General features: G+C 33.3%; 17 protein-coding genes and 1 pseudogene. 3 read left to right on the top strand and 15 right to left on the bottom strand.

Annotated elements, in window-relative coordinates:
• Positions 1 to 45 precede the first annotated feature (45 nt).
• From LS81_RS06700 to LS81_RS12515, 3 genes and pseudogenes are all read left to right on the top strand, one after another.
• The gene (locus tag LS81_RS06700) at positions 46 to 624 is read left to right on the top strand and encodes a hypothetical protein (protein ID WP_237022207.1); all 579 of its coding nucleotides are present in this window, start codon (positions 46 to 48) and stop codon (positions 622 to 624) included.
• An 847-nt stretch (positions 625 to 1,471) separates the two neighbouring features.
• Positions 1,472 to 2,164, top strand: a pseudogene (locus LS81_RS12520) (PAS domain-containing protein); the annotation flags it as partial.
• Positions 2,162 to 2,674 carry a methyl-accepting chemotaxis protein gene (locus LS81_RS12515; protein ID WP_411710170.1) on the top strand — a complete coding sequence of 171 codons (513 nt, stop codon included), beginning with the start codon at positions 2,162 to 2,164 and terminating at the stop codon, positions 2,672 to 2,674. The pseudogene LS81_RS12520 and the gene LS81_RS12515, both read left to right, overlap by 3 nt.
• 700 nt (positions 2,675 to 3,374) lie before the next feature.
• On the opposite strand, the gene LS81_RS06690 is transcribed toward LS81_RS12515, so the two are convergent.
• From LS81_RS06690 to LS81_RS06620, 15 genes are all read right to left on the bottom strand, one after another.
• Positions 3,375 to 3,935 (bottom strand): hypothetical protein, encoded by a 561-nt coding sequence (locus LS81_RS06690; RefSeq protein WP_237022206.1) that lies wholly within the window; start codon positions 3,933 to 3,935, stop codon positions 3,375 to 3,377.
• 788 nt (positions 3,936 to 4,723) lie between these two features.
• A complete protein-coding gene (locus LS81_RS06685) occupies positions 4,724 to 5,518 on the bottom strand; it encodes a pseudouridine synthase (protein ID WP_034345573.1) in 795 nt (264 codons plus the stop codon).
• 2 nt (positions 5,519 to 5,520) lie between these two features.
• Positions 5,521 to 7,077 (bottom strand): DEAD/DEAH box helicase, encoded by a 1,557-nt coding sequence (locus tag LS81_RS06680; RefSeq protein WP_034345575.1) that lies wholly within the window; start codon positions 7,075 to 7,077, stop codon positions 5,521 to 5,523.
• A gap of 253 nt (positions 7,078 to 7,330) precedes the next feature.
• Entirely contained in the window at positions 7,331 to 9,214 is a 1,884-nt protein-coding gene (gene rpoD / locus LS81_RS06675; protein WP_034345578.1) for an RNA polymerase sigma factor RpoD, read from the bottom strand.
• A 120-nt stretch (positions 9,215 to 9,334) separates the two neighbouring features.
• Entirely contained in the window at positions 9,335 to 10,789 is a 1,455-nt protein-coding gene (locus LS81_RS06670) for a Do family serine endopeptidase (protein ID WP_081955903.1), read from the bottom strand.
• 148 nt (positions 10,790 to 10,937) lie between these two features.
• Positions 10,938 to 11,540 (bottom strand): LysE family translocator, encoded by a 603-nt coding sequence (locus LS81_RS06665; protein ID WP_034345579.1) that lies wholly within the window; start codon positions 11,538 to 11,540, stop codon positions 10,938 to 10,940.
• Positions 11,541 to 11,568: 28 nt separating this feature from the next.
• A complete protein-coding gene (locus tag LS81_RS06660) occupies positions 11,569 to 12,129 on the bottom strand; it encodes a hypothetical protein (protein WP_104696474.1) in 561 nt (186 codons plus the stop codon).
• A 400-nt stretch (positions 12,130 to 12,529) separates the two neighbouring features.
• Complete coding sequence (locus LS81_RS06655; RefSeq protein ID WP_034345581.1) at positions 12,530 to 14,893, bottom strand: TonB-dependent receptor; 2,364 nt, start codon at positions 14,891 to 14,893, stop codon at positions 12,530 to 12,532.
• Between the two features lie 428 nt (positions 14,894 to 15,321).
• On the bottom strand, positions 15,322 to 15,915 hold the full coding sequence (locus tag LS81_RS06650) for a ribonuclease HII (protein WP_034345583.1): 594 nt from the start codon (positions 15,913 to 15,915) through the stop codon (positions 15,322 to 15,324).
• A 1-nt stretch (position 15,916) separates the two neighbouring features.
• Positions 15,917 to 17,905, bottom strand: coding sequence for a ferrous iron transport protein B (gene feoB, locus LS81_RS06645; protein ID WP_034345585.1), 1,989 nt, complete (start codon positions 17,903 to 17,905; stop codon positions 15,917 to 15,919).
• A gap of 268 nt (positions 17,906 to 18,173) precedes the next feature.
• A complete protein-coding gene (locus LS81_RS06640; RefSeq protein WP_034345587.1) occupies positions 18,174 to 19,355 on the bottom strand; it encodes a cation:proton antiporter in 1,182 nt (393 codons plus the stop codon).
• 38 nt (positions 19,356 to 19,393) lie between these two features.
• The gene (locus LS81_RS06635) at positions 19,394 to 20,152 is read right to left on the bottom strand and encodes a formyltransferase family protein (RefSeq protein ID WP_034345589.1); all 759 of its coding nucleotides are present in this window, start codon (positions 20,150 to 20,152) and stop codon (positions 19,394 to 19,396) included.
• 17 nt (positions 20,153 to 20,169) lie between these two features.
• Positions 20,170 to 20,442: a hypothetical protein gene (locus LS81_RS06630; protein ID WP_034345591.1), complete on the bottom strand. Its 273-nt coding sequence runs from the start codon at positions 20,440 to 20,442 to the stop codon at positions 20,170 to 20,172.
• Between the two features lie 240 nt (positions 20,443 to 20,682).
• A complete protein-coding gene (locus LS81_RS06625; protein ID WP_034345592.1) occupies positions 20,683 to 22,932 on the bottom strand; it encodes a heavy metal translocating P-type ATPase in 2,250 nt (749 codons plus the stop codon).
• Between the two features lie 312 nt (positions 22,933 to 23,244).
• Complete coding sequence (locus LS81_RS06620) at positions 23,245 to 23,958, bottom strand: glycosyltransferase family 10 domain-containing protein (protein WP_237022205.1); 714 nt, start codon at positions 23,956 to 23,958, stop codon at positions 23,245 to 23,247.
• Between the last annotated feature and the right edge of the window lie 227 nt (positions 23,959 to 24,185).

The following is a 24,185-nucleotide window of genomic DNA, read 5'->3' as shown; positions in this document are numbered from 1 at the left end:
AAGATGACCCACATTAGTCATTTAATAGAAAATAAAGGAGAATATATGCGGTTTGTGTTAATTATGCTAATTTGTTATGGTAGTTTGTTTGCACAAATAAAAGAAGAAAAAATTTTTACAAATACTAATATCACAGAGGCATATAAGAAAATGATAAATAGTCTTTCTGAGACTTATTATCTGCCACAAAATATCACGCCTATGAAAAATGTTGCGCAAATGTTTGATAATGATGAAAGTGAAATTTATGGCTATGAAAGCCTTGAAATACAATGGCAAAATGAAAATGAAGTAAGCATAAATCTTAATGCTTTTAGTAATGGAGAGAAAATTTGCACTCATAGGAGCTATATGCTTTCTTTAAAACAAGTAGGCAAAGATACACGAGGTGTTGTAGAATCTATAATGCTTTATCCACAAGATATTGACACATATATACAAAATACTTGTGAGTGCAATTATTTTCGTGGAGAATATGGGTATGATGAGGCAAGACAAAAAGAGCTTGATATGCAAATGGATATATATTGCAAACCATTGCCACAAAGCTATAAAATCTTGCAAGAAAAATACAATGATAGGCCAAAATTACAAAGGATTCTCAAAAAGGCAAATGATCTATGAGAACAATAAACATCAGTAAAGGCATAGATAAAAGGCAATATAAAAACACTTATTCAAGGTGCTATCTCAAAAATATTCAAAGAAAATGAACAAAATAGATGATGGGGGGGGAGCACAATAATCCTTATCTATACCAATAAAGACTGCAAATCACAACATAATATGCCATACAAAGAGATGGTTTCTATCTGCGTGGATGAAGTAGTTATAGAGATAATGGGGATAGACTTAGAAAAAGAAGATACAAGATTTTTCAAACTTTAGGATCTTTAAAATAAAGATATAAAGGAGTTTTAGAATCTATTGCTAATTTGGGTATCAAATTATTTGTAGTTCTTTTATTTTATATGCTCTATTGATTAAATATGACATTATTTTTACATTCAATTTCTATTTACTTTATATTATTTATGTATAGTTATCAATGCCTTGAAATATATTTTGCTTATAATTTTTGCATATCTTATCTGATATACAATCTCATATTAATACATAGACATGAGACCTAAAATGATTTCTATGTAAAACCAAATACATATTGCAATGATTAAACTTGTGATACTGATATTGTTAATATCTGTGAAAATTTTACGGCATTTACTATTAGTATGTTACTTATATTGTATAATCATTACCAGTATTGTTACATTTTTTAACATAAAATTGCAACAATAAGCAAAAAAAAATAATTTTTAATGTCCATCATTAACTTTATGGTGTATTATTACGACTTCCCAACGTTAAAGGAGATTCATATGTTTTTTACACGCAAAGAGAGACGCAACGCAGTCTAGAAGACTATAAACATAAATGTGAAAGTCTACAAAATGTTGTAGCAGCACTTAATAGATCAATGGCAAGCATTGAGTTTTCTATCGATGGTGTTATTATCACAGCAAATGAGAATTTTTGCAAAACTATGGGATATAACCTAAATGAAATTAAGGGGAAGCATCATAGCATGTTTTGTCCAAAGGAGATTGTAAATTCTTCGCGATATACAGACTTTTGGAGGAATTTGCGTGCAGGGCATTTTCAATCTGGCACATTTTTACGCATCGATAAGAATGGTAAAGAATTATATTTGGAGGCTAGCTACAATCCCATTTTGGATTCTCAAGGGAATGTGTTAAGTGTAATTAAGTTTGCTTCAGACGTCACACAAGCTACTATCAAAGCCAATGATGCAAAAAGTGTTATTGATGCTGTAGATCGCTCGATGGCAACAATTGAATTCACTTTGGATGGCACCATTATCGCAGCAAATGAGAATTTTTGCAAAACTATGGGATACAACCCAGATGAAATCAAAGGAAAACACCATAGAATGTTTTGTGAGCAAAGTTTTACTAGCTCTCCTGATTATGCCACATTTTGGGCACGATTACGCGATGGAGAATTTCAATCTGGACGCTTTGTACGTATCAATAAAAAAGGGGATAAAATCTATTTAGAAGCTACGTATAACCCAGTATATGATCCAAATGGACGCGTGTATAAGGTTATAAAATTTGCTACAGATATCAGTCCGCAAGTCATGCAAGAACAAGAACGAAAAACAAATGCAACAACATTGGCTGCAGAAAATGATAGACTTACAGATAATGGTATGCGTATCATTAACAACACTACGGAAAATATCCAAAAGATTGCACAAACCATGCAACAAAGTGCTACTCTTGTGGATAGTCTTAGCGTACAATCCAATGAAATTAAAGCTGTTATTCAAACTATTAAAGACATTGCAGATCAAACCAACTTGTTGGCATTAAATGCTGCTATTGAGGCTGCAAGAGCAGGTGAGCACGGAAGAGGTTTTGCAGTAGTTGCTGATGAAGTGCGAAAACTAGCAGAGCGTACAGGGCATTCCATTGTGCAAATCACTTCTACGATTAATTCAATTTTAGATTCTACCTCACAAGTTGTAGCAAGCATTGAGACTTCAATTCAAGAAATTGATGGCAGCGTAGCACTTGTAGATGAAGCAAAATCATGTATGGAGCAAATTCGCCAAAGTGCTTCAGAGGTTGTCCAAGCAATCTCTAAGTAAGTATAAACTGCAAAGATTGTTTGGCTTATCTTCTATTGCCCTTAAATGAGCAAGGCTACACATATTTTATGTAGCCATTATACTTGTTTATTATCCCTTGCATTATCAGTCCCTATTAGCATTCTACTTTCTAGGAAAAGTATTTCACTTTATTTCAAGTTATAATAAAATCTTAGAATATCAATATAATTCTACTTAGCAAACTTTTTATCAAAAAGCTTATTATTTAGCAAGTAATCACCTTAATGATATATTTTGTTTGCACATCTAAAAATTCTAAATACTTGAAAACACACAATTTATACTTTGAAGCATTGACCCAAAAATAACTCATGCAATCTTAGTATAGATAGAAATATACTAATATTGAAATTACTATCTAGAATCCTTCCCTAATACTGCGATTTTACACTCACTTTGGCTTCTTGATATCTATAACTCTTGCTTCAATACTTTATTTATGTTTGCAAAATACACTCTTGCATATCCGATAGGTTACTACAAATATTATAAGTTTTGAAATGAACTAGCTTCAACTTGAAAGCTAAAATAAGCCTTGAATCTTACTAAATTGCAATACCATTTGATAGACAAGATGCTTTTTGGGATAAGAAAAAATAAACAGAAATAATACTATTTTGCTATTGGTAAAGTAAAAGGGGATTATAATATAATTACGGCTATTATTGCCTACAAGTCCTTAACGCCTTGTCCAAGAATTACTTTCACCATAAAAATGTAAAATAACAATTGTTTTATTCACAATAAACGCTTCTAAAGAGTTTGTGCTATGAAGAGATTCACTTTGTTTTTGCACGATTTCTACGGAATCTAGCATAGCTTTTGGCGATGAAGCATCACTATTTAGTCGCTTTGCATAAGAAAGCGAACTAAACGCATACAAGCCAATTTCATCAATGCCATTTTGATCCCTAAAGTTCTTCTTTTTTGCTAAAATTGCATCCATGAGGGAAGCCTTCATTGTCCGATCCATATTGCGTGCAAAAATATTAGAATCTAAAAGCATATAGAATGCACGATCAATTGAAATATCGTGAAAAATATATACCTTAACACCAGTTTGGCTATGCGATCCACCAACTCTACCTACATTCATGTCTGCACTTTTACTTACGATAGCTTCTTGCATATAGAAATCACAACCATCACATGCATATTGCAATGCACCAAGTTCATAACCCTGTAATCGCTCATCAATGGCTTGCTGTTGAAGTTCACTAGTATTTACTATGCTTGGCATTGTAGTGCAACTAGGAAAAAATATACAAATGAAAAATGAAGTAAGAAGTATTGAGAAAATTTTATAGGTGCTCATCATAATCCCCTTATATTCACATAATTATAACATGTTTAGTAAGCATTTATGATACCTTGTTAACACATAATTTCATGTCAATTTAAAGCTTTTTCTAGTCCAATACTTTAATATCATAAAAACAATATGATGGAATCTAATGGTATGGTATTGTTTGCTTGTTTTCATTGAACTTGCTAGATTAAAAGTTTAAATGCTGTATATTCACTATTATAAAAAAATAATATGGGTTCTATTTAAATAATTACTTGTTCATACTTATCCAAAATAACAATATATTTAGATACCAAGCTATACAAATAAAGATAAGATAAAGATTTAAAATCATCTAAATTGTATTCTACAGGCATCTTTAAGTATTTTCATCAACACAAGAATAAGTCTTAAGCCTATCCAAACACGCTTAATAAGGAAAAATATTAAGAATTTAATTCAAAGCCACCCATATGACTTAAAAAACAATATACTCGATAGTATGATGGGGGAGCTTACCTACTATTTTTTATTAAAAAATAGGCTCAAACAATACTTAACCCAACTACCTATACAATGATGTGTATCGCTATGATTCAATTTTGTGTTTGTATCCAATTGCTTTTTAAATATTAAAAGCTTCTTTTTAAAGTTAAGACGATACTTCGAATATCCAACTCACCTGATATTATATTTCAGTATATAAAAGATTACTCTATAAATTGATGATGATCGCACTCCTACTTATCAGAATCTTTTTCATTCATAAACTTATGCAAATCATCATATTCTTGTTTTGTAAAGAATCGAGTTTTACCAACTGGCAATGCGTTCAGATTAACAAACCCATAACTTACACGTCTTAAATCCAGTACATTTGCATGAAAATGTGCAAAAAACCTACGCAACTCTCTATTTTTACCCTCTGTGATACGCACTTTTAGTTTTGAAATCGATGCGCTTTTTAAAATATCATATTCCATAGGCATAAACTGCATTGCATTGATCTTACTTAGCCTATGTCCACCCGCTTTTGCATTATGTAATATTAGACCCTCTTCCATAGCTTTTATCATTGGTTTTGTAATACGAGAATCAATTTTGAGAATATAGGTACGTGCAAGGTTGGAGTGCATAAGCCTACTTACAACCTCTTTGCTATCGCTCAAGATCAACAACCCTTCACTTGCAAAATCGAGCCGCCCAACAGGCATAAAATGTGCATACCTAGCATTTAACCCATCATAAATCAACCTTCGCCCATATGCATCTTTTTTACTTACTAGCTCACCCTTTGGTTTATGATAAATGATTGCTGTGTAACTTGGCCTTTTTGCATAATGCAGCATTTTTCCATGTATAAAAACCTTAAATTCTTTTACAGCAACATAAGGATTTTGCAGGGCTATTGATGGGACTAGGCTATGTTGTGTTGCTATTGTATGATTGATTTTTACTGCACCTTGCATAATTAGTCTATCTGCTTCTCTGCGTGAATATTTGCTATGCAATGCAATAAAGTGATTAAGTCGCAAGACTACCCTTTATAATATTTTTGCTGACTTTGCATTTTTTGCTTTTTAGCACGTTCTTGCGCGTTACTTGGTCGTCCATTTTTTGACAAATTGCTTTTATTGGCATGTCTGTTCGTACTCATTTTTTGACTTTTGTCTCTAGATGCAATCTTTCCTTTTGCACCTTTAGTACCTTTTGTCTTAGCGCCTTTCTTAGATTCCAAAGTCTCTTGTCTTTGAACCTCCAATGCCTCTTGCTTTGTTAATCCTATTTTCACATGTTCTTGTAGATAAACACTTAAAAGTCGCAAGATAAGCTGGGCTGAATCTGTCTTATCTTTTATGCTTTCATAGAGATTGATTGCCTCATCGGATACCTTTGTATTTAAAAGTGTATTTATCATAACATCACTGCTTACACTTGGTACTTCATAAAGCTCAAATTGCGCATTTGTCTCATTCTGGATTTTTTTTAAATCTTTGTATTCAAGTGGTGTGGCAAGTGTGATTGCAACGCCTTTGCTACCAGCTCTACCTGTGCGTCCTATCCTATGCACATAAGACTCAATGTTTAAAGGTATATGATAATTAAAAACATGGCTTACATTACGTATATCAAGCCCTCTTGCAGCCACATCTGTGGCGACTAAAATATCTGCGTCCCTACCCTTGAAAGCCTGTACTGAATCTCTGCGCATACGCTGATCCATATCACCATGCAATGCAGTGCTTTTATAGCCCTTGTTCTGCAGATAACTATTTACCTCATCAGCTTCTTTTTTTGTGCGAATAAAAATGATACTTTTACTTGGAGATTCTGTATCAATCAACCTTGTTAACGCCTCATTACGCTCGTTCTCATTAATAATATAATAACGTTGTGCTATGTCTGCATTTGTTGTACTGCTAGATTGAATTTTAATGTGTACAGGATCATAAAGAATCTTATCAGCCAACTGTTTAATTCTAGCCGGCATCGTGGCCGAGAAAAGTAACGTTTGTGCATTGTTTGGTATATATTGAAATATCTCTTCAATATCATCAATAAACCCCATATCAAGCATTTCATCACTTTCATCAAGCACAACAACACTTGGTGCAAAATTCTTTAATCGTTCGTTTTTTAAATGATCCAATAATCTACCTGGTGTAGCAATCAAAACTTGCGGCTTTTTCTCAATGAGTTCTAGTTGCTTTTTTACACTTTGTCCACCATATACACACACAGTCTTTGTTTTTAAAAATTTACCTAATTTAAATACTTCATCACTAATTTGCATAGCAAGCTCTCTTGTAGGTGTGATTACTAACGCTTCAATAGAAGTATCATTTTTTAAACCATGCAATATAGGAAGAGCAAATGCCGCAGTTTTTCCTGTACCTGTTTGAGCTTGTGCAATAACATCTCTACGCTCAAGTATGGGTGGAATGGCCTTTTCTTGGATTGGACTTGGTGTCGTAAAACCTGCTTCCTTAATACCCTTTAATACCTTTTCTTTCAAACCTAAAACTCGGAATGAATCTACTGCACCAAGTTTATCTTGTGTGTTGTTTTGTGCTTTTATGTCTTTTTCATTCATTAAATACTCTTTTTGTAAAATAATTTACGAACCAAATCGTAATTATAGCATTGTTTCCTAATAATACATAGCGTGTTATACACGCTTTATTATGCCTACAATTTCACAACCATATAAAAACTAGGAGCAAAATTTTAATAAAAATGGAATTTCTTGTGTATTATCACAAAATCTCAAATAATCATATCCTGTAGCATCTTGGTATTAAACATATTGTTTAACATTAAACATCAGCCTAACCTTATATCTCGTCTCATCCACCAAGGTATTGCCGCAATTGTCTCCCAATCCTTGGGTGCTTAAGTTTTTTAATTGCACTAGATTCAATCTGTCTCACACGTTCTCTTGTGACGTTCAATGCCTTACCGATTTCTTCCAATGTCCTATCACTTTCATCTTCAAGCAAACCAAAACGCATCTTAATAACTGCCTTTTCGCGCTCATTAAGTTGATCGAGCACATTATCAATTTGTTCTCTTAGGTCTTCTTTTAACATAATGTCCATGGAACTCATAGTGCTTTTATCTTCTACAAAATCGCCAAATTTACCATCATCATCATTGCCAATTGGTGCCTCAAGACTTATTGGTTCTTTGGTAATTTTAATAACATTTTTTACCTTATCAACGCTTAAACCAACTTGACTTGCAATAGATTCCACATCAAGTTCTTCGCCTTTTTCTTGCGCATGTTTACGCATAAGATTTTTAATCTTATTGATTGTATCAATCATGTGGATTGGAATCCTTATAGTGCGTGCCTGATCGGCAATAGCACGACTAATTGCTTGTTTTATCCACCATGTGGCATACGTTGAAAACTTATATTGCTTACGATATTCAAACTTATCAACTGCCTTCATGAGTCCAATGTTACCCTCTTGTATCAAATCTAGGAATGGCAAACCTCGATTTGTATAACGTTTAGCAATGCTTACAACAAGACGCAAATTACTTCTACTCATCTTTGTTTTAGCTGTATCAGAAATTCTTTTACCACGCTTAATTTGTTCTAGAATCTCTTTTAATTTTTCTGGTTCAAGATTAAATCCACTTTTACTTGCCTCTCTTGTGCGATAAAGTTTTTGTATCTCCACATAGGTTGCTACCATCGTGTTTTCTGGCACTTGCATCACAATTTCTTCTCTTGTCATGTTGGCGATATTTTTTAGAAGCTCTTGATGATTTTCACGCAACACATCATTAAATAAATTAAGTCTATACTCTAATCTTTTTAGCTCCCTATCAAATCCATCATCATTTTTCAGACTATTTTCCATAGCTTTTGTAAGCTCATTAATAAGCTTACTTGTAGGTCCTAGACTAAGCAACCTCTGCTTTAATATATGTTTTTTATGTGCAAGTATAAGAGTATGTAATAACTCCTCATCACCTTTTCTAACAAGCCCCTTGCTTTCATATTCATTATCTTCTTGCAAGATTTTTAACCAATCATTTTTTGCATCATTGAGTGCTTGAAAGCTTTCAAGAACCTTTTCAATGCGTATTTCATCGGCTTTTGTATTTTTTCTTGTCTTTGTTTTACCTTCTTCGTCAAACTCCTCTTCTGAATTATCAAATTCAATATCATCAGAATCATCATCGCCTTGCGGATCATCAAAACTTTTAAAAAGCTCTTTTACACGTCTTTCTCGATTAATCAAGGCTTCTTTGTAATCATAGATAAAGTCGATAAGATAGGGCACAGAACATATTGCATCAATAATAATATCCTCACCTTTTTCCATATCCTTGCTTAAATTTATTTCCTCTTCTTTACTTAGTAATGGTATCTGCCCCATTTCTCGAAGATACATACGTACAGGGCTATCGCTTCTACTCCATTCAAGCAACTCCCTCTCTCTTTGAAAATCAAATTCTTCACTCAAAGATTCTTCGATGTTTTTTTGTTTTATAAGATCAGCTTGAATCTTATCTTGTTCATTTAAATTCTTTGCCATTTCAGATGAGCTAATCAATTGTTTTTTATGTGTTTTGCAAAGGGCTTTTATTTTTTGTATAATTGCCATTGTAGGCTCTGTATCAATTGTCTGTGCAATTACCTCATAAGAGATACAATCCTCTTTTGTATTCTTAAACAATTGCTCTAGATTCTCGTTTAACTTGCTCGCTGCCATACTCACTCCTTATCTTAAGACCTTAAGAGACTGCAATCAGTTATTATATCGACAGAATAAAAATAAAGTATTAACAAAATATACTTTATTTTATGCTACTTGAAAAACGATGTAGTTATATTATTGTGCCACAATAGTTTTGACTTCATTATTCATGATATTAAAGATTAGGATTCTTTTTGGTTTTCCACTATATATACGTAATGCATTCTGAAAATCAGATGTATTCTTAATCGGCATATTTTCTATTTGTGAAATGACATCTCCCTTCTGGAATCCTAACTCTTGTGCTTTTGAATTTTGCTGCACATTGCTTACAAGAGCCCCATTAATATCATTTGGCACACGATAAACTTGGCGTACCTGTGCGGTTAGATTATCAATACTTAATCCATCAAACGCACCATCGCTTGGCGTTACCTTATTTGGTTGATTTGTTGTTGATATATTTTGTGGTTGTTCTGCAAGCACTACTTTTACTTGCTTTGTTTCAAGACTTGTCTTACTACCTTGAATATTATTGCGTATAAGCGTTAATGTAATACTTTGATTTGGTGGTATGGAGCCAATGAGATTTCGCAGTTCAGCTGCACCTTTAATAGGCTTACCATTAACTGCAGTAATCAAATCCCATACTGCTAGTCCTGCCTTTTGTGCAGGTGAATTTGCTTGCATACCAACAACTAATGCCCCATGTGCATCACCATAAGTACTCGCAATATCAGAATCTAAATCCTTAATGCTTACACCAAGAAAACCACGTCTAACCTTACCACTTTTAATAAGCTCGGTTGCAACGCTTTTCACCATCTCAGAGGGAATAGCAAAACCTATACCATGATTCCCACCAGTTCGTGAGATAATAGCCGTATTCATGCCAATAAATGCACCTCTACTATCAATTAATGCACCACCAGAGTTTCCTGGATTAATGCTTGCATCTGTTTGAATAAAATTCTCATAATTACTAATTCCAAAACCATTTTTATTTAATGCAGAGATAATTCCTTGAGTTACACTTTCACCCACTCCAAAAGGATTACCAATTGCAAACACAACATCACCAACAGCATAGCGACTGCTATCAGCAAAAGGAAGTATAGGAAGATTATTTGCATTTATTTTTATTACTGCTATATCACTTTGAGAATCTTCACCAATCAACTTTGCAGCATACTTTTTTGTATCGCCAGGCAATGTTACATAAATTTTATCTGCCTCTTTTATCACATGACTATTTGTTACAATATAACCATTGTTTGTGATAATAACACCAGAGCCAATACCACCTTGTAATTTATCTTGTGGCACCATATCGCCAAAAAATTGCTGAAAAAACGGATCATTAAATGGGGAGTTTCCACCTCCAACTTTTCTTTCCGTTGTAATATTGACAACCGCTTTTGTAGCATCTTTAATAGCCTCATGATAAGAAAAAACAACATTTGATTTACTCGAAGGCATAGATCGCGTAAAAGAGGGTGCATCTGTGACATTAAATCCATAACCCAAACAAAAACTTAATGGCATTACCGCAAACATTTTTACCAATGTGTAATGACTTATTTTTTTCATATTTTCAAGCTCCTTGAGATAATATCTTAAATAAACATGCAAAGATTTTAATATGTTTTCATAAAATTTTTTTAAACAACAGAATCAAAGAATGTAAAACATTTTATTTTTAATTTTACATCTCAAATATTAAAACCTAAAAATAATACTAGGATTTAAAAACATCATATGCGTGATAGAGAAGCAAAAGAGCAAAACAAGCAAAAAGGATGGAACACACCTTATCAATAATATGAAAAACCTTATCGCAAATAAGATTTCTAAAAAAAGTGGCAATTAAAATGATAGAAAAAAATGCACTGCTTAAACCACAAAATAACACAGATAAGCTTACAAGAGGATTAGATTCTATAAAAGGAGCGACAATGACACTAAAAAATAAAATTGCCTTTGGGTTTGATAGATTAATAATCAAAGCTTTTAGATATGTATCTGGACTCTCTTTAGATACTTTAGAATCTTGCACAGCAATATGTGTCGCACTCTTTTTAAAAAGCATAAAGGCAATATATGCAAGATACACTGCTCCAAAGACGCTTAATACAATTTGTGTTACCTTGCCATTAAAAAAGTAGCCAAATCCAAAATATAGCACACCTAGATAGACAATCCAACCACTAGCAATACCACTAAATACTTTTACTCCCTGTATAAACCCAAACAACAAAGTATTACGCATGACAAGCAAAATATCGGGTCCAGGCGTGATTGCTCCAACATATGCAAGTAAAAATAGCGTTAATAAACTCATATTTTTTCACCTCCAAACTCATATATCGCTAATATTCAGGTGGCTTTGGACATTCAAGTAAAATATCTGCAATTCCCTGATTTGGGACTTTATTTAAATCGAGTAAAACTTGGGGACTTGAGGTTTTTTGTGCTTCAAACGTACGTGAAATAACAAGAGAGCAAGCAGTTATTTTTGGTGGCATAGGATCGACTTTATAAAAACTCCCAGCAAAATGTGTTACTTTATAAATATTTGGTGCCATACGTGTATACTGCCTTGTCGTATTGCGTGTGTGACGATAGAAAGTAATGTTGTTATTGTTAGAACGAAATATGGTGTAATTGCCATGATTATACATGCCTTTTGCTACGATATTTGTGTTGTTGTGAGGATTTAAAGCTTCTTGTGGAATAGCTATCATACGTCCATAAGGAGTATTTTGCACGAGTTCTGGAGTAATAGGTATAACATGGGAGGTTACAAAAACAAGCATATTAGGATCATCTTTGCTTTTTTGAAATGACTGACTATCCTCATCTAAAAAAGTATCCGCCCACATAAACCCAGACAGCATAGTGATGCCAAACAAAGCAATATATCGCAGCATAGACTAATATCCTTATTGAATTTCAAGAATGTCCAAGCAATTAAGATTCCAAAATATATACAAATCGTGCAATACTCTTAACTTTAATATAAGAAATATTAGTGTTATTATAAATCCATGATATTTAGATCTATATCTAGTTATCATTATTGTAAATTACCTAGCAACAAAAGTATGCGTATGTATTATGCCAAGTAATGCTCTAGCTATATAAATTCTTATATTATATATTTTTAGACAACACAAAAAAAGATTATTTGTGCTGCTTGAAATCTATAGTTATCTTTATAATTAGACATAATAGATGATTCCCCATAATTCTAGAATCAAAAATACTACCCCCTCCCCCCTTATTTTATTTAAGTTTGGTTAAAATCAAACATGATCAATGTTGCTTGTCTTAAAAAGCATATCGTAATTCAGCATAGTAATTTCTACCAAGAGCTGGTGCATAAAGAGGATATTTTTGATAAGTAACATACCAAGAGTCAAAAAGATTGCGTACACCAACATTTATCTTTAGATCCTTAATACTCAACATGGCACCAAAATCACTAAGGATATAACCACCCTTGTTCATAACATTACTTTGTCCTGCTGTGTTACTTGTGCCATTTGTAGAATCAAATGATTGTGACACATAGGTGTTATTGAAGAAAAGCGTAAGATTTAATATATTAGTGCGTAAAACATCAGATTCTATATTAAAAGTTGCTTTAAGCCAAGGGACATAAGGTACCATTTTACCTTGCAAGTGTGCATTTGCCACATTTGTTTGTAGTATATTTGTATAAAGCAATCCAATGCTTTCACTTAGTCGCAACCAAGAAGTATCAAAAAAGCTTTGCTGTGCAATAAGTTCTGCACCAGCCCTTTGTGTCTGTCCTAGATTACTATATGTATAGGCTGTACCATGTGCAATGTTGTTTACAAAAATTTCATTAAATGTGTGCGTATAAAAAAGTGTAGCAGAGATGTAACTAAAATCAAACTCATCTTTTATGCCTATCTCTGCTGTGAGATATTGCTCTGGCTTAATGCCACTTGATTCATTTTGTTTGAGCATACCATTATTGCCGCTATTTACACTTGAGCTTGGATCGGCATTGATCATTTGAAACGCACTAGGGCTTATAAAGCCTAATTCTAGTTTTGCATACGTATTGCCTGTATCGCTGTATTGATAGTTTGGCGTGATTTCTGCAGCATAGCTAAGGTTTTGTGCATGATCCTTGAAATTAAAATATTCAAAAGATTGTGCAGTAGTTGTTTGCTGCCAATAGTCCTGGATATTTTGCATCCAGTAGTTAGAATACTCTAAACGCACACCACCACTAAGACTTAATTGATCTGTGTAATTAAAGCTATCAAAGACATACACACTATTAGAGAGTTTTATAGCGGTATTTGTGATATTGGTAGTATATTCTTTCATATTGAGAGGAGGAAAAGCCATTGGAAAAACATGATTAATATGATTTATACGTTTTGATGCCTCCAAAACATTATCAAGCCCAACTATAAAAGTATTTTTTGTAGTTGCATATTTTGCTTTAAGATTTAAGCCTGCACCATGATTTTGAAATCCGCTTGGTTTCCCCATATCCATAAAACCTGCTGGACACCCAAATGCAATAGTTGCTTTTGTGCTAAGACAGCGTTTATAATCTATATATCTTGTAAGTGAGAATTGATAAAAGGCTAGTGCGTCAAAGTCTAAATTATCGCTCCATTTTGTTGTATAGTTTAAAGAAGTTTGCAAAGAATCATTTTGCGTTTTGATGGTGTATTCATCTGGCATATTTCGCTCATTTTTAATAGTGCTTTCATCTTTTGTGATTGTTGTTGATGTAGGGCCATTTCTGATACTAGAAGTATAAGAGAGGTAACTTAAAGGGATATTTGACCATGAATGTGAATAGCTTATATTAAAATCAAACTTTTGATTCTCACTAGGATTATACAATGCTTGGAAGGCGGTGTAAATATTTGTCTCATTATCATTACTAAATGCCTTAATTTCGCTTTTGTCAGTAGCAATTCCAGCAGTATTGCGGACTCCTGGCGTATATCCTACACTGACATCACCTTTTAGAAATAGTTTATCATTCAGTTTTTTACCGCTAGCAATACTTAAATTTCCACCTTGCAACCCGATATATTCCCCACTTATTGCTTTTAGCACAATACGATTGAAATCCCTACTTGGAATCTTTGTTACAATATTTATCACACCACCTCTTGTGCCATTACCATATACTACAGCTCCACCACCAGGTATTACCTCTATTCTCTCCACATTCTCAATATCTATGTTGTTATAGGGTGATACACCATGTGATGTATCCAACAATGATATGGGTACGCGATTGACCAAAATTTTTACAGCCCTATTCGCATCTAGTCCTTGCCCCCTCAAATCTATATTATTACCAAAACCATTATTATTAAATGTAATAAGAGGGCTGTATTGCAACGCTTGATTGATATTTAAGAATCCCTTATTTTGCAACCCCTCCTTATCTATCAATAATACATTTTTAACTTCATTTTTGAGTGCTAGATCAAAGCCTGTACTTGATGTTACCACCGCATTAAGTCGTTTTACCCGTGTATCCATACTGCTTTGTTTGGAATCTATAGGCATCACCAATTTATCATCTTGCACTATTTGCTTTGCACCTAATACCTGACCAAAGAATATACCAAACAATGTTGTAGATAAAATGAGTTTTGAACCTTTACATGTTGATACATTGCACATTATAATACTCCTTATATAAAATAATAATGAGTATTATAATATATATGAGAATTATTCTTATAAATAAAAAACCAACTACCCTGTAAAATTATGTTACATTTAGTAACTAATAGCTTACAATATATTATGAAGTGTAACTTTAAAACCTAAATATCGTAAGTCTTGAGTTCTAATCTTATTTTCAAGGTTAATATCTGCACTGCTAAAGAATATCTAAAGCACTCGGCATTAGTCTTTAATCTTAGATAGATGGGGGGATATGAAGGTTAAATTAAAAGTGTAGAATCTTGTTAAACTAAGTAAAAATCACGTAATGCTTTAATCATTATTATCTTTTAGCATAATGTTTGCCAATCATACTATCGGTTCAAAGTAATGCAATTCACAATCTACCTAGCCAACACATTCTAGCCTCGAAAAATCACATGTCAAAACAAACGAGACTCTAAAGCTTTAATATAATAGCTCCTGCGATGAATGGGTGTATAGCCATGCTGCAGAATGGATTCTATGTGTGTTTTTGTAAGGTAACCTTTATTGTTCTGAAAATTATATTGTGGATACAAATCATGCAAATTAAGCATTTCAGAATCTTTACTTGTCTTAGCAAGGATAGATGCTGCAGAAATTAGAACATGTTTGCTATCACCTTTTATTAGAGTGTGAATATCTTGTATGCCAAAACTTGTATTGCCATCAAATATAATACTATCACACTGATATTGCCTTGCATGTGTCAAAAGCTCCTTTAATCCTGTTTGCATACAATGTGATAAACCCATTTTATCAATAGTATTGGCAGAAAAACTCACTATCTTTGCCTTACCTCCATATTTTGCCAAAAACTCATATATAGAATCTGCCCTCTCTTGTCTCTTTGCTTGTGTAAGCTGTTTACTATCCTTTATATCTAGCTTCCTAAATGCTTCAAAATAATATTCATCAAGCAGCACACTTGCAATGAACAAACTACCAGCTACACAACCCCTACCAGCCTCATCAATGCCACATACCACTGCCATCTTAATAGCCTAGCAATCCTACAACTTCGTGTCCAATATAAGCAAATGTATAGGCAACAAGAGTTGTAAAAATAAAGAGATAAAATCCATAAATATTTTTACCACTTTCATTGATAAAGGCGATTGTTGCAGCAAAGCATGGTATATACAGCATAATAAAAAAAATAAAAGCAACCGCTGCTTGTGTATCAATACTAGCTCTTAACTCTTCTTGCAGACTTTGATTTTTGGAATCATCATCAACTACTCCTTCCCCAAGAGCATAAAGCACGCCAAGCGTTGTAACAACCATTTCTTTTGCAGAAAATCCAGTAACAAGCGCAACAGATAATCGCCAGTCAAAACCAAGCGGGGCAAAAATAGGTTCCAACACATGCCCCAATCGTCCTGCAAAACTATATTCAAGTTGAGATTCTAAAAGATTATTTTCATATGCTTTTTGCTTTATTGCAAACTCCTCTTCACTTAGGTGTTGTGCTTCTAAAATTTGCATATCCTTAGTGTATTGCTCCTGCAATTCTGTACTTTTTGGGAAATTTGCAAGCACCCAGACAAGAATGGCCCCAACTAAAATCACACTACCAGCTTTCTTTAAAAACAAATAACTTTTACCCCATACGCTAAACCATACCACGCGAAGTGTGGGGATTCTATATCGTGGCATTTCCATAACAAATGGCTCACTTTCACCACGGAAGACACATAATCTCAAGATCTTAGCAAGCATTAAAGCAATGATAAAACCGCAAAAATAGATTCCAAAAAGTATCAGCCCTGCATACTCCACAGGAAAAAATGCACCAACAAAGAGTAAATAAATAGGTAATCTCGCACTGCAACTCATAAAACCAATAATAAAAAGTGTAAGTAATTTATCACGTTTGTTTTGTAATGTGCGTGTCGCCATATATGCTGGTACAGAGCAACCAAACCCCATAACAAGCGGAATAAAACTCTTACCATGTAAACCAAACTTAAAAAATAAACCATCAAGCATAAAAGCCACTCGTGCCATATAGCCACTACTCTCCAAAAGTGTCAAACCTAAAAATAGAGTAGCAATCAAAGGCAAAAAACTAAGCACAGCTCCAACGCCCTTAATAATCCCATCACCTAGTAATGACGCTATAAGATCATTGGATATAGAATCTTTTGTAAAAGTTGCAAGTATATCAATACCAGATTCTATTAAATCTTTAAAAAAATTTCCAAGCACAAAACTAAGCTCAAAGACAAAAAACATTGCAAATAAAAAGATAGGTATACTCCATACTCTATGTAACAAAATAGAATCAAGTTTTACGCTCCCTGCGGCACGTGTTTTTGTAATCGTTTGGACATGATTTGCAATTATATGTGCTTTTTGCGATAATGCACTTGTAATACCTAAGTGTTTACTCTCGTGTTCAACTATCTCTTCTTGCGTATTATGCCATTGTATTGCATTGTAACTAATTTTTTTTTGTGTAGATTCTGTATTGAGGTTATTTGCATGAGCCTCATATGAAGATATTAAGGTATCAAGCAACATTTCTAGATTCTGTTTTTTTGTAGAAGATACTTCACACACATTTGCACTCAACAGCATACTCAATTTTGCACTATCAATAGAGATGCCATCAACCCTAGCTTCATCAATCATATTTAAGGCGATTACTTTTGTCTTTTTTAATTGTTGTAATTGTAAGGTTAAAATAAGATTATTTTCAAGATTGGTAGAATCAAGTACATTTAAAATAATATCATACTCTTCATTCTCTAAAAAGCTCTTGCAAACCTTCTCTTCTGTTGTATAGCCGTGTAGAGAATATGTCCCTGGCAAATCAATCATAATGATATTGTAGTTTTTATAATTAAGTGTGGCCTCTGCTTTTTCAAGTGTGACTCCACTGAAATTGCCAACACGCATTTTCGCATTACTTAATGCGTTAATCAATGAGCTTTTGCCGACATTTGGTTGCCCCACTAAAACGACTTTAAGTGTTTTCATATTGTCTAAGGATTCCTAAAATAGTAGTTAAAATAATATTAATTTTTATTTTAACTTATAAATATGAAGTTTATATTTACCCGAAAGTTCATAGACACATGGAAAATGAAAGTATTTTAAGATAAAACATTAAAAAATCCTATAAGCACTTATTAATACATGTTTACAATTTTAAGCCAACATTTCTCTTAAATAATATTCCTGCAGTATATGGGCTTGTATTGACACATATAAATTCAGTCTTGCAAATAATTTGACTTGCAAGGACTTAATGTCTAGTTCTTACATAATAAAAAATAATCTTGATAAAAATTGTAAAAAATATCCCCTCAAAGGTAGCTGCAATAATAAGAGAATAATACTGCTCTTGTGTAATTGCTTGTAAATCTAATCCTAGCTTTGCAATAGCAACCAAAAAAGTGAGTGGCATACAATCGCTTAATGCAAAAAGCGTAGTATTCTTGATACTTTTAAAATATGCCCCAAACGCAACATTTGCTGCAAGCAATCTCACTGCCAACATACCAAATGCGATGTAGATTCCATGCAATACAACATGATAATTACCTAAAATGTCTCTAAGGTTTAGCGTTGATCCAACATATACAAAAAATAAAGGCACAAAAAAACCAAACCCTATATCATTAAGCTTATGCACCATATCATGCTTATAAGCAAAAAAAGTAGCTATAACCATACCCGCCAAAAATGCACCAAGCACATCTTCAATATCCATTAGAGTTGTGATTCCAATAAGGATAAAAAAGAGCATAAAACTAAAACGAATATCTTGATTATTACTATCACCTGTTGGCATAAACCATAACTTTATAGCAGGTTTCCACCAAAAGACAATTTTACCAATACGAAAAATAATAAGAAATGCCACAACAAAAAGAGCAAGAAATGCAAATGCCTTATAAAAAGTCCATGAAGTGATCGCACCAGCATTTTGTGCATAACCATTTTGCACCACAACAAGAGCGGTAATACTTACGAGTTCCCCAACAATTCCAATCTTTAAAGCGACGTCTAGCCACTCACGATTTTTCCCATAATCCCTTATTAGCGTTACAAGCATTCCAAGACTCATCACAGGAAAAATAGCTATATATATCCATTCAAGATTAAAAATTACAACAATGCTTCCTGCAGCAGCATAAAGCACAATAAAATATAAACATGCTTTTTTGTAAAAATCCCTACCAAGCTTACTAAACCCACGCAAATCAACTTCCATACCTGCCAAAAGCATGAGATACAAAAAGCTCACATGTGCTACAACATTTAATGTCTCACTTCCTTCAAAGATTCCAAAGTAACAAGCAAAAGCACCAAGCAAAATCTCTATAACCGCAACAGGAATGCGACTAAATCTACTCACATAAGGTGCTATTACGATTAAAAGTGCAATAACTGCAAAGGCATGTAACTCTTGTCCATGATGCATGTTTATACCCTAGTCTTGTGATTACACATATAATACAATTATGACTCTTTTTGTATCTCTTGGTGTATGCCTTGAGCAAATGCCTTAAGAAAGGCTTGAGGATAAATTCTATATTCTACTTCATGTATACGTTGTGTAAAATCTTCAAGACTCTCATTTGGAATCTTTTTGACTTTTTCTTGCAAGATAATTAAGCCAGAATCAAGTTCATTTGTTACAAAATGAACGCTCACCCCACCAAAATCATTCTCATCAGCATAACTCTTTTCAATACCATGCAGCCCTTTATGTAATGGCAAAAAGCTTGGATGGATATTAAGTATACGAATGTGTTGTGTTTTTGCTAAAAACTCACCACTTAAAATACGCATAAATCCTGCAAGTAAAATACAATCAAGTCCATGCTCTTTTTCTAAATTTTCTAAATATATCAATAACTCTTCATCAAACTCTTGCCTACTCTTACCTGCACTATCTATGGTGTGTGTATGTAAGCCAAGTCGTTTTGCACGCACAAGTGCATGTGCATCTTTATTGTTACTTACAATGCTTAAAACATTGATTATTGGATCTTTGGCCAACATAGAATCTTGTGTGGTTTCACTATTGATAACAAAAGCATCTGGACTTGTTTGCAATGGTTTTACTTCCTCACACACATGATTTTTTGTAAGATTCATGCCATTTTGTCGCATTGCTTGTGTAATCGTCTTGTTATGCAGAGACAAGACTAGATTCTCCATATTTGTGCCATTCCCGCTTACAAGTATCACTACATTTATTGTTGTCTGTCCCATAAAATCTCCTTTTGACTTTATTTTGAGGATTCAAACCACTCTGGTTTATCTTGCTTTATAAGTAATATATTTGCAATAATTGTCTGTGCTGTGTAAGGTAAATCATCGCTTTGAGATTCCATAACTTCCATATAATAATTAAGCGCATCATGTAAATTTTCAGGTTTTAGTCCAGCAAAGTGGAATGCCACTTCAAACATATCAAGAATTTGAGATTCTAAATCCTGTATTTCATCTTGCAAGGCTTGTATGTTGTGAGATTTCTTATACTTTTTATCATGTTGATGCATTACATATCCTTGTATCCATTCAAAGCAACATTATAACAAAGTTTCACATAATATGCAAACTAAGCCTTAAGCATAGAATCTACTATAGCGTTTAGCTATAACTATTCTACCTTGAATTGTGCATTCTATTAAATCGCATTTTATTAAGTCAATTAATTATACTAACTCGGTATTGCAAGATTTCACATGCCATATATCAGACATTTTTTGCTTACAGATAAATACTCTTATTATTTTATTCTATATCTTAATAACTCGTAACGCATTAAGCAAAGCCAGAAGAGCAACACCTACATCACCAAATACAGCAAGCCACATATTTGCAATGCCTGCCACACCAAGCAACACTAAAAATAGCTTAACAGCTAATACAAAGATGATATTTTGCCACGTAAGTTTTTGAATCTTTCTTGCAATTTTTATAGTGTGCACTATACCCATAGGTGATGGATTTGTAAGAATAATATCAGCACTTTCCTTACTGATGTCGCTATGAGAATCTTGTGTAGCAATGCTAATGCCAATATCTGCATGTTTTAACACAATAGAATCATTAATACCATCACCAACAAATGCAGTGATTTTGTGTCGCCTATTTGTCTTATTATTTTGCTTAGATTCTAACTCATTATTCATCATTAAAGTTTGTAGTTGTTCTACTTTTTGTGTAGGCAGTAATCCTGCATAATATTGCTGTATACCAAGCTCTTTTGCAATATGGGCTACACTTTTTTCATTATCACCACTTAAAATTGCAAGTGGAGCAACACCAAGCTCCTTTAAAGCTTGTAGGCATTTCTTACTTTCCTCCTTCAATACATCACCTAGTGTAATATAACCCAAATAGATTCCATTTTTCGCGATATGGATTATACTTACTCCATCTTCTATAGCTTCTTTGTGTGTATAAAACAGACTGATATCTATGTCGTTCTCACGCATTAAAGATTCATTGCCTACTAATATTTTATCATCACAGCATACAGCATATACGCCTCTCCCGCTTATTTCTTCAAAACTTTTTACTTCACACATATGTGTATTTTTGGAATTTTTCATAATAGCTTTTGCTATTGGATGATTTGAGAATCTTTGTGCTCTTTGTGCTATCTCTAATAGAGTTTCTTTACTCATATCTGTGAATGATTTTATAGAAATGATCTGAAATACACCTTGTGTAAGCGTCCCTGTTTTATCAAATACAACTTGTTGCAATTGAGCAAGGTTGCTAAAGTGCATCGCCCCCTTAATAAGTATACCCTTTTTACTTGCGATGCCTAATGCACCAAAATATCCAAGCGGCACAGATAATACAAGAGCACAAGGACAACTCACCATAAGCACCACCAACGCACGATAAATCCACTCATGCCATTCACCAGTAAAAAGCGGCGGGATACACGCAATACCAAGTGCGATAAAAAACATAATTGGCGTGTAAACTTTCGCAAACTGCGTGATGATTTGCTCACTTTTTGCTTTTGTATTGCTTGAATCTTCCATCATAGCTTTTATTTTTGCTACTTGAGAATGAGAAAATGGCTTACTAACCCTTAAAGTAAGAACGCCTTGCATATTAATAGCTCCAGCTAAAACTTCATCACCCTCTAATACATCAACTGGTTTACTCTCACCGCTTAATGCCTGCATATTTAATGCGCTTTTTCCTTGTATAATGATGCCATCAACTGGGACTTTTTCACCAACTTTTACAAGAATTATATCATTTACTTTTAGTAGCTCTGGATGTGTATCCTGCCATACGGCATTCTTAGAATCTTCTTGTTTTATCTGTTGATGTGCGATCTCTGGAGTAATATCTAATAGATTGTATAAAGATTTTTTAGAACGCTTCAAAGCTAAAGATTCCAAAAACTCACCTATACGAAAAAATAGCATAACCGCCACACTCTCACTTATTTCACCGATACAAAATGCTGCAATGGTTGCAACAAACATAAGAGTGTTTTCATCAAAAAAGTTTTTATTTTTCATATTTCGCCATACCGCCTTGAATATAGGCATACCTGCGATAATGTAGAGTAGCAATAAGATGAGGTAGATGAGAATATTAAAAGGTGTAACTTCGATAATAAATCTGTTTTCATTTTGGGTATCAAGAAAAGTTTCTTGTGTCATAAAACTTAAGTTTTGATTGAAGGATTGTATAAAAGAGCTCGATGTTAAAGGCGTATAATGCAGACTTAACATACATACAGCAAACCCAAAAAGAAGAGCTAAAAGCATAAGTAACTCTTTTTTATAAGATAGGGTATTAGATGTATTATCATGTATGTCACGCACAATTATACTGGGTTCTATTTTGGCAATTTGTGCTTTTACTGCCTGCATATCGCTTGTTTGTATGTAGAGTGTGTTTGTGCTAAAATTTATATTTACTTGCTCCACACATGACAGAGTCTGCAAGGATTTTTCAAGCTTATTTGCACATGAATTGCAATCAAGATTCTCTAAAATAAATTTTTGCATACTCATTCCTTTTATCTTAATCATGCAATATCTAAATATATAAAAATGAATGCAGAGTATAACACGAAATGACTAATATACCCATAGGGGTATATGTATATTAATGCTTTAAATATATGCTCCATATAAGCTATACAAAAATCTTTTTTATATCTTTTAATAGCAATCAAAGTCATCTACACATAGACTAAGCCTATAGATAACTGCCTAGAGTGTACCACACCTCAATATAATATTTTTGCAATATACAAAAAACAACGATAATGTTTGCAGATTAAAGATGATAAATCACATAAAAGACATTAAAATACTTCATTTTCCTCTTATGGTTCGCATAATATTTCTTGGAAATTCACAAACTCTTCTCACTCTATCAATAATCTTTTTATGTTTCACGCAATAGCTCATAAAATGAGGTGTTAACACGCTATCAGTATCATAAGAAAACAACCTCATTATATTTTCTTTTCTTTGTAGATGCAAACCCCTCCCAATTCTTTTTGCACACACAGGACCTTGAGATACAATATAATCAAGAAAATGAAAGGTTTTTTGAGAGTAAAATTCTTTGGGATTAAAGTTATTAAGAAAGACTGGTTCATTCAACATGTCTTTAAAAGCTTGTTCATCATTATCTATACGTTTTATTTCATCGATAAGCTCCTTAAATGTAGGAAAATCATGTGCATTAATAAAAGCTTTTGGATTAATTTTGTAGTCAAATAAGTATGCAGGAGTCTTGGGGATACGCGTATCAAACACACCATAGCCCTCCCCATTATAAACAAAATCTACTTCCTTTTTCGTTTGCTCCAAGTTAAGATGATAACCTATTTCTTGCGTTTCAATCAAATTCCCAAACTCATTATCCACCTTGCATCTAAGACTTGTATCTCCCCAATAAATTGGCACACATCCACCCATAAATGCATTAAATAATTTCTCAGTCAGGTATCCTGGGGAGCTACCATTTTCAAAACAAATATTAAATTTACAGGACTTCAAGCATTCTAGCCTATTATCCATATTGGTCATAATATTGTTTGTACGTATTTTCAAAATTTATGTTTTATAAAAGCACGGAAGCTATATTTTCTCGCTATGTAGTTTTATTAGTAATGAAGCAAAAAATCTACTTGATTTTACTAAAATGGCGACAGACTTACGCCACTTAATAGTGGAATTTTATGCTTATAGATAAAACCCCCTACCCTAAAGAAGCATCTCTAGTCAAATAAACGTGGGGATATCAC

It is taken from the genome of Helicobacter trogontum (genome assembly GCF_000765905.2).
GTDB lineage: Bacteria > Campylobacterota > Campylobacteria > Campylobacterales > Helicobacteraceae > Helicobacter_A > Helicobacter_A trogontum.
The sequence above is the reverse complement of the archived record's forward strand: the minus strand, read 5'-3'. Positions and strand labels throughout refer to the sequence as shown.